Raw genomic sequence first — 6,945 nt, 5'->3', positions numbered from 1 at the left:
GGCCACCCCCACCAGAGCCAACAGCAACGCCAGATTACGCAAAGCCAAACGGTTATTACGATAGACATCCACCAGATACCCCGGTGCATCGACAATAAAGTCCATGACATCGTGGACATCCAGATTTTCCCAATCGGGCAGAGCTAACCCCGAAGGGCGCGATCGCTCTAAACTCGTATTCCCAGAGGCTTCGACGGCGGCGGTTTCCTCTGGCGTCTCAGCCTGAACTGGCTCAGAGACTGGCTCAGAGGTTTCCGTCTTAACATCTGTAGGAGCCTCCATAGAAGCCTCCGCATCAGGTGCATCGGCAACAGAGGTAGTCGCAGAGGTGGCCGTAGCCGCCGTCATCGCCACCGCCAACTCAGGATTCATGGCCGCGAGTTGTTCGCGCTGAGTCTCATCTGCCACAAATAACTTTAGTTTCGCTTCCAACGACGAGCCAATCTTCTTATCCGTCCGTGCTTTCTCCATCACCTTGTTAACTTCGGCGCGGTAGAAGCGAAGCTGTTGCCAGCGTTGGGCTAACTCCGGGTGGCGCCAGTCTTCCTCTAGCTGAACCCAACCGGCTTCAAACACGGAGTTCTCAGCCGTCTCATAGGGGAGATTCTGCCAAATATCCTCAGCCATGTGACAGAGTACAGGGGCGATCGCCCGGGCCAGATTCTCCACCACAATCGCCAACACCGTCTGACAACTGCGACGACGGCGGGCATCCTCAGCACTGATATAGAGCCGATCTTTGGCGATATCCAAATAGAAATTGGACAAATCCACCACACAGAAATTCTGAATGGTTTGGAAGAAACGGAAGAACTGATAACTCTCAAAGGCTTCCGTTACCTCATCCATCACCTCAATAGTGCGATGGAGCATATACTGATCCAATTCCGGCAAATCCCCATAGGCCACCGCATCCGTTGCCGGGTTGAAATCATGAAGATTCCCCAACAAGAAGCGAGCCGTGTTACGAATCTTGCGATACACATCCGAGGTTTGCCGCAGAATCGTGCCACCGAGAGGCACATCTCCCGAATAGTCCACCGAAGACACCCAGAGGCGCAACACATCGGCCCCATAGGCCGGTTGTTGCTTCTTATTGTTGCCCCCATTGATGACCACCGCTGGGTCCACCACATTCCCCAGAGACTTACTCATCTTATGGCCCTTCTCATCCAAGACGAAGCCATGAGTTAACACGGTTTTATAGGGAGCTTGCCCCTGAGTCGCTACACTGGTGAGCAAACTGGACTGGAACCAACCGCGATGTTGGTCTGATCCCTCCAGATACAAGTCTACGGGATAGCCTAAACCGCGCTGTTTCGCCACCGCCGCCCAGGAGGAACCGGAGTCAAACCAGACATCCATGGTGTCGCTTCCCTTGATGTAAGTGCGATCATTGTTGCGGTAAGATTCGGGCAATAACTCCTCGACGGACAATTCCCACCAAGCATCGGAGCCGTTCTCGGCCACAATATCCCGCACATGATTGACGGTTTCTTCCGTTAACAGCGGTTCATTGGTTTCCTCGTCATAGAAGACGGGAATGGGAACCCCCCAACTGCGTTGACGAGAAATACACCAATCGGAGCGTTCCCCCACCATGGCGGTGATGCGGTTCTCCCCTTGGCTGGGAATCCAACGCACCTGACGAATCGACTCTAAGGCTGCGTCTCGGAAGCCTTCGACGGAAGCAAACCATTGTTCGGTGGCCCGGAAAATGGTGGGTTTCTTGGTGCGCCAGTCGTAGGGATATTTATGTTGATAGGGTTCCTGTTTGAGCAGGGAGTGAGCCTCGGCTAAGGCTTCGGTGATTTTCTCGTTGGCATCTTTGAGGACATTTAAGCCAGCAAAGGGTCCCGCGTCTTTGGTGAAGACCCCTTTGGCGTTGACGGGAGAGAAAATCGGCAGGTTGTAGCGTAACCCCACCTGATAGTCTTCTAACCCATGGCCGGGGGCGGTATGGACTAAGCCGGTCCCGGATTCGGTTGTGACGTAATCGCCACCAATCACCACGGGACTGGTACGGTCAAAGAGGGGATGACGATAGTGACATTTCTCTAATTCCGCCCCTTTAAGGCGCTCTAAGACCTTCAATTCGCCGCCAAAGGTCTGCGAAAGCCGTTCGACGGCCTCGGCTGCCACAATCAGGAATTTACCCGCCGCCGCTTCAAACTCTAAGGGGGCTTCGACGATGGCGTAGGTCAACTCGGGGTTGACGCTCACGGCCAGGTTGGCGGGAATGGTCCAGGGGGTGGTGGTCCAGATGGCCAGCCACAGATGGGGCAGATAGTCGGCGAGACGTTCGTTTAGACCGTCGTTGAGTTTTGTGACTTGGAAGGCGGCGTAGAGACTCGGCGAGGTGTGACCTTCGGGATATTCCAGTTCGGCTTCGGCGAGGGCGGTGCGAGAACTGGGACTCCAATGGACGGGTTTACGACCGCGATAGATATAGCCTTTGAGGGCCATGTCTCCGAAGACGCTAATTTGAGCGGCTTCGTACTCGGGTTTTAGGGTTAGATAGGGATCGTCCCAATCTCCCCAGACGCCGTAGCGTTTGAAGCTGTCTCGTTGTTCTTGGACTACCTGATGGGCAAATTCTTTGGCTTTGAAGCGCAGGGCCAGGGGGGTCAGTTGTCGCCGTTCTTCGGATTTGAGGCTTTGCAGAACTTTTAGTTCAATGGGTAAGCCGTGACAGTCCCAACCGGGGATATAGCGAACTTTGCGCCCTTGCAGGAGCTGATAGCGGTTGATGATGTCTTTGAGGATTTTGTTGAGGGCGTGACCAATGTGCAGCGACCCATTGGCGTAGGGAGGACCGTCATGGAGAATGAATGGGTCTCCAGGATTGCTTTGGGAGAGTTTCTGATAGATCTTCTGGTCGTCCCAGAAGGTTTGCAACTCGGGTTCACGCACCACGGCGTTGGCGCGCATGGAGAACTCGGTTTGCGGGAGGTTAACGGTTTCCTTATATCGCTTTTCTTCGGTCACGGCTGGCTACCCAGAGACGAAAGAGCAAGTTATCAAGGGTCGGGCGATCGCCGCGTTGGGACAATGCACCCCGTCTTGACAACGGTGAGATGATTTGGAGCTAATTTGTAATTTTTTATTACAAATTCATGACAAACACTTGACAAATCGTGAGACAATGGTATGCAGAAAAACGCTCCCAGAGTTCACGATTCTATCAATGCCCCATTGTAGTCGAAGAGGAGTTCAATGGGAACGCTCAAGCTTGGGTCAAACCGAGTCAGGAGTCTTGATGAGATCCGGTGAGCTGGTGACCTTGGACGGCGATCGCGCTACCCAACCGAGGAGTTTTGAGGTAGCTTGAAAAACGAAAGCAATTCTACACCGCGCGTTCTGACCTGTGCCGCGTCAGGTCTCTTATTACTGTAACGTTCCCCACAATGCAACCGACTGACCCTTCCAAATTTACCGATCAAGCCTGGGATGCCATTGTCGCCTCTCAAGACGTGGCGCGACGCTATCGCAACCAAAATTTAGAAGTCGAACATGTGATTCTGGCTCTGCTCGAAACGGTAGAACCCTCCCATCAAATTCTACAGAAAGCCGGGATTGATCCAGCGGCCTTAGCCGGGAAGCTCGATACCTTCGCCAAGCAACATCCTCGCCTCGGTGGAGTGGAACAACTCTATCTCGGCCGTCACCTCGATGTGATGTTAGACAAGGCCGAAATTGCTCGACAAAACTTTGAAGATAGCCATGTTGGCATTGAACATCTGCTGTTAGGCTTTGCTGAAGACGATCGCATCGGTGGCAAAACCCTACACATTCTACAGTCAGATCAATCGAAAATTGCCGCCGCTATCAAAACCTTCCGCGCCCAAGCCGCGAAAAGCAAGGAACTCACGGCGGGGCCATCATCTAATGATGAGCAGAACGACGATGTTTTAGAACGCTATGGCCGGGATCTGACTGAACAGGCCCGAGGCGGGAAACTCGATCCGGTGATTGGCCGGGATGAGGAGATTCGCCAACTGATTCAGGTGTTATCCCGTCGTCGCAAGAATAACCCCGTCTTGATTGGGGAACCGGGCGTGGGGAAAACGGCGATCGCCGAGGCCCTGGCCCAGCGTATTGTCAATGGCGATGTGCCAGAATCTCTGAAAAACCGCCGTCTGATTTCCCTGGATATGGGCAGTTTAATCGCCGGGGCCAAGTTCCGGGGTGAGTTTGAGGAACGGTTGCGTTCCGTCATTCGGGAAGTGACTCATTCCGACGGCCAAGTGGTGCTATTCATCGATGAACTGCATACGGTGATTGGGGCCGGTGGTGGTAGTAGCCAGGGAACGATGGATGCGGGCAATCTCCTCAAACCCATGTTAGGCCGGGGCGAGTTGCGCTGTATCGGCGCGACCACCCTGGAGGAATATCGCAAGCATATCGAAAAAGACAAAGCCCTAGAACGGCGCTTCCAGCAGGTCTTTGTGGGGCAACCTGACGTTGAAGCCACAATTTCGATTTTGCGGGGCTTGAAGGAGCGTTATGAGGTGCATCATGGCGTAACTATCACTGACTCCTCCCTCGTGGCGGCGGCGACCCTCTCCAATCGCTATGTGACGGATCGCTTCCTCCCCGACAAGGCGATCGATTTGGTGGATGAGGCGGCGGCCAAGTTAAAAATGGAGATCACCTCGAAACCGACGGAATTAGAGGATGTCGATCGCCGTCTGATGCAATTAGAGATGGAGAAACTCTCCCTCGAAGGAGAAGAACAACGGGCGGCCCGAGGCACCTATTACTCGGCCCAGGAACGGCTCAGCCGCATCGAGGAAGAGATGAACGACCTCAAACAAAAACAGGGGGTGTTGAGTTCTCAATGGCAAACGGAAAAACAACTGCTCGATGATATCAACGCCCTCAAAGAAGAGGAAGAACAATTACGGCTCAAGATTGAACAAGCCGAGCGCAATTATGACCTCAATACCGCCGCTCAGTTGAAATATGGGCGTTTGGAGAAGTTGCAACGGCGGGCGGAACAGAAGGAAGCCCAGTTACTGAAACTGCAAACCGACGGGGTGGCCCTGTTGCGCGAACAAGTCACAGAAGCGGATATCGCCGAAATTGTCGCTAAATGGACGGGAATCCCGGTCAATCGCTTGTTGGAGACGGAGCGGCAGAAACTCCTGAAACTCGAAGAACAACTCCAGCGTCGTGTGGTGGGCCAGTCGGAGGCGGTGTCGGCGGTGTCGGCGGCCATTCGTCGCGCTCGGGCGGGGATGAAGGACCCCTCTCGTCCCATTGGCTCGTTTCTGTTTATGGGACCGACGGGGGTCGGGAAAACGGAATTGGCCCGGGCTTTGGCGGCGTCGTTGTTTGATGACCACGATGCCCTGGTGCGGATTGATATGTCCGAGTACATGGAAAAACATTCCGTGTCTCGCTTGGTCGGCGCACCTCCGGGATATGTGGGCTATGACGAAGGAGGACAACTCTCGGAAGCGGTGCGGCGGATGCCCTACTGTGTGCTGCTGTTTGATGAGGTGGAGAAGGCCCACCCCGATGTGTTTAACATTTTGTTGCAAGTCCTTGACGATGGGCGCATTACCGATTCTCAAGGACGAGCCATCAATTTCTGTAATACGGTCATCATTATGACCAGTAACATCGGCTCCCAGTACATTTTAGAGGTTGCGGGGCGGGAGTCGGATTATGAGGAGATGCGATCGCGGGTCTATGAGGCGTTGCGATCGCAGTTCCGCCCCGAATTCCTCAACCGTGTCGATGACTTGACCATCTTCCATCCCCTCGGTAAAGGTCAATTACGGGATATTGTCTCGATCCAAATTTTACGCATCGAGCAACTGCTCGCAGAACAGAAGATTCAGATTGTCCTCTCCGAAACCGCCAAAGATTATATCGCCGATGTCGGCTATGACCCCGTTTATGGAGCGCGACCCCTCAAACGAGCCATCCAACGGGAGTTAGAAAACCCCATCGCCACCAAATTACTGGAGTTAGAGTTTGGCGCTGGCGATACCATTTATGTCGATTGCAGCGAGGATGGAAGCAGTCTTCAATTTACGAAGACCCAGCCTAAAGCCCAGGCTAAAGCCCAGTCTAAAACTCAACCTAAAGCCCAGTCTAAAACTCAACCTAAAGCCCAACCTAAAGCCCAACCGAAAACCCAACCTCAGGGCCATTCTGCTCCCAAAACACCCCCAACTCCCACCGCTCAACCGAAACCCGAGGGGACCGTTTCCAAACCCGAGAGTGAGTCTAAGGTAAAGCGCGAGTCAGAGACCGATACGACGTCCGAGAACCCCTCGGAGTCAGAGGCGAACTCTAAACCGACCTCTTCTAGCGAGGATGCTGACGTCGTATCAGTCAGCGCCACCATTGTTGACCCTATGGAGATTAACCGCGGCCGGCCCGTTCAATCTGATGGCTTCCCTTGGGAATAACTGGGATCAACTCGCAGGGGTTTGGTCATCACACCAGCGCTCTAATTCCTCGATGCTGTTTAAGGTCAAATAGTGTTTGGCGAGGGCGTTGAGCTGCTCAGATGATAAGTTCTCAACTCGCTGACGAGTTTTAAAGGGGAGAACCCCGAATTGCTCAGTGAGCAAGTTCTCAACCAGCTCAATTTTGCCCTGCTGAAGTCCCTGCTGAAGTCCCTCTTTCAAAATTTCCTGATACCAGGGTGATTCTCGTAAAACAGCCATATCCCACCTCATGATTTCTTGAATAACTGACGCATCTAAGACAAACGACGCGAAAAACGATAACAGGGGTTCTAACTCCTGTAATTGTTCATTGGCTCGCAGTTGAATGAGAGCTTGTTGAACCTGTTGCGGCTCGTTTCCTCCCTTAAGAATGGGAACAAAGGGTAACAGCGTTGAGAGGTTATCACGAAACACCAGTTCCACATCGACTTCCCAAAGATTGATGACTCGGTAGTCTTGACTGGCTTCAATCCCCATA

The 6,945-nt window shown here is 53.3% G+C and carries 2 protein-coding genes and 1 pseudogene; 1 reads left to right on the top strand and 2 read right to left on the bottom strand.

Annotation, left to right across the window (positions count from 1 at the left end):
• The coding region (gene ileS, locus R6U67_RS08635) for an isoleucine--tRNA ligase (RefSeq protein ID WP_410252169.1) at positions 1–2,988 on the bottom strand (2,988 nt) is incomplete at its 3' end.
• A 419-nt stretch (positions 2,989–3,407) separates the two neighbouring features.
• Between ileS and clpB the strand changes: the two are divergent.
• Positions 3,408–6,065: pseudogene (clpB, locus tag R6U67_RS08630) on the top strand (ATP-dependent chaperone ClpB); the annotation flags it as partial.
• A gap of 366 nt (positions 6,066–6,431) precedes the next feature.
• On the opposite strand, the gene R6U67_RS08625 reads toward clpB, so the two are convergent.
• Positions 6,432–6,945 (bottom strand): DUF4351 domain-containing protein (locus tag R6U67_RS08625; RefSeq protein WP_410252168.1); only part of this gene is annotated, 514 nt, incomplete at its 5' end.

It is taken from the genome of Sodalinema sp. (genome assembly GCF_046483825.1).
Lineage (GTDB): Bacteria > Cyanobacteriota > Cyanobacteriia > Cyanobacteriales > Geitlerinemataceae > Sodalinema.
Note: the sequence above shows the minus strand (reverse complement) of the source record. Positions and strands in the feature narration are given on the sequence as shown.